Here is a 2,429-nt window from a genome sequence, read left to right on the forward strand (position 1 = left end):
GCTGCAGCCCGAGGCGACGGCGGTGGTCTACGAACAGGATAGCCTCACGTATGCAGAACTGAACCGCCGTGCCAATCAGGTGGCGCACCGTCTGCTCTCGCTGGGCGTCAAGCCCGACGACCGGGTGGCGATTTGTGTCGAGCGCAGCCTCGAGATGGTTGTTGGCCTGCTGGGCATCCTCAAGGCAGGCGCGGCCTATGTGCCGCTCGACCCGGCCTATCCGCATGAGCGGCTGGCTTACATGCTCGAAGACAGCGCGCCGGTAGCCCTGCTGACGCAGAGCGCCTTGCGCCAGACGTCTATGACTGGCGAGGCCGCGCTGCCGGTGCTGGAACTGGATGTCCCGGCCTTGTTTGCCGACCAGGCGGAACACAACCCGGATCCAGCTTCGCTTGGCCTGCACGCCAGCCGTCTGGCTTACATCATCTATACCTCCGGCTCTACCGGCCAGCCCAAGGGGGTGATGGTCGAACATCGTAACGTCCTAAACCTGATATTGGCCCATATCGCACTGACTAAAGTCTCATCCAGAGATCGGGTTCTTCAGTTCGCATCGATGAATTTTGACTCTTCTGTAGAGGAGATCTTTGCCTCCATGGCTGTCGGTGCGGTCTTAGTCCTGAGGCCTTCCCACGTCGTTACGCCGGACAGGGATTTCATCCAATTCGCACTTGAGCACAGAATTACTGTTCTCGACCTTCCCACCGCTTTTTGGCATGAGTGGGTTCAAACCCGTGAATCGAGAGATCTTCTTCCCGATTTACGTCTGACGATCGTTGGCGGCGAGAAGGCCGAGTTACGGCATCTTCAATCCTGGTTTGCTGACCGACATCGGCACAACAGTCAGTGGCTAAATGCTTATGGCCCGACTGAAACGACGGCTTGTGCTTCATATTTTTGTACCGGATATGGACGTTTCTCCTCTACAATTGAAATCCCCATTGGCCGTCCGATTGCCAATGCGCAGATGTACATCCTGGATCGTCGCCTGCAGCCGGTTCCCCTCGGTGTCGCCGGCGAGATCTACATCGGCGGCGCTGGTGTCGCTCGCGGCTACCTGAACCGACCGGATCTGACCGCCGAGCGCTTCATCCCCGATCCGTTCAGCCCAGCAGCCGGGGCCAGGATGTACCGCACGGGTGACCTTGGCCGCTATCTGGCCGACGGCAATATCGAATACCTCGGCCGCAACGACTTCCAGGTCAAGATTCGCGGTTTCCGTATCGAACTGGGCGAGATCGAGGCGCGCCTTGCTGCTTGCGATGGCGTGCGCGAAGCGATCGTGATCGCGCGTGAAGACCAGCCTGGCGACAAACGCTTGGTCGCCTATGTGGTTCCCCAGCCGGGCCGGGAAATCTCGACGGCCATTCTGCGCGCCGAGTTGGCCACGACACTGGCCGACTACATGTTGCCCGGTGCGTTCGTCAGCCTGGATACGCTGCCCTTGACGCCCAACGGCAAGCTCGACCGCAATGCATTGCCAGCGCCGGACCAGGCCGCGATCGTCGTGCGTGCCTACGAGGCGCCGCAAGGACCGACCGAACAAGCCATCGCCGAAATCTGGCAGGACCTGCTCGGTATTGAATGGATTGGCCGCCACGACCACTTCTTCGAGCTGGGTGGCCACTCATTATTGGCCGCGCAAGTGGTTTCGAGAGTCAATAAAGCATTCGAAATAGAAATTCCAGTTATTGCATTATTTAAAAATCCTATATTTGTTAATTTTTCAGACTACACGATTACGGTACTACTGAGTGGATACGAACAGCAAGAGCTACAAAATATACAAAATGATCTAGATTTTTTAGATGAAAATAGTTTGAAAAATATCCTGGAAGAGAAAATCTAATGAATGCCAATAATAATAACTTGGAAAGTCTGAAGCGCGCAGCCTTATTACATCGTCTTCAACAACAAAAAAAGATAAAAATAAATGGGTTTAAACCCATGCTTAAGGCTGAACGTAGCGGCGACCTGCCGCTATCGTTGGCCCAGCAACGCCTGTGGTTCCTGGCACAGCTCGATGCCTCGGCCGGCGCGGCCTACCACATCCCGGCCGCGTTGAGGCTGACCGGCAAGCTCGATACGCAAGCGCTGCAGGCGACGCTGGACCGCATCGTCGCCCGCCACGAGAGCCTGCGCACGACCTTTGTCGAACTCGATGGACAAGCGGTGCAACGGATCGCTGCGCCATCCGTGGGCTTTGCCCTTGCGCGGATCGATCTGACCGCGCTGGACAAGGCGCAGCAGGAGGAACAGGTGGTGCGGCTGGGCGAAGAAGAGCGAAGCCGTCCGTTCGACCTGGGCACGGGCCCGCTCATCCGTGGCGCCTTGCTCAAGCTGGCGGGGCACGAGCATGTCCTGCTGGTAACGCAGCATCACATCGTTTCCGATGACTGGTCCATCGGGATATTGGTCAGGGAAGTCTC

At 57.5% G+C, this 2,429-nt stretch carries 2 protein-coding genes; both read left to right on the forward strand.

What is annotated here, in order from left to right:
- Window positions 1-1,849, forward strand: a 1,849-nt coding sequence (locus U1H99_RS30035; protein ID WP_323145155.1) for a non-ribosomal peptide synthetase, incomplete at its 5' end; no start/stop codon positions are given.
- A partial coding sequence (locus tag U1H99_RS30040) for a condensation domain-containing protein (RefSeq protein ID WP_323145156.1) occupies window positions 1,849-2,429 on the forward strand: 581 nt, incomplete at its 3' end. The genes U1H99_RS30035 and U1H99_RS30040, both read left to right, overlap by 1 nt.

This window comes from Massilia phyllosphaerae (genome assembly GCF_034659755.1).
In the GTDB taxonomy this organism is placed as follows: domain Bacteria; phylum Pseudomonadota; class Gammaproteobacteria; order Burkholderiales; family Burkholderiaceae_D; genus Telluria; species Telluria phyllosphaerae.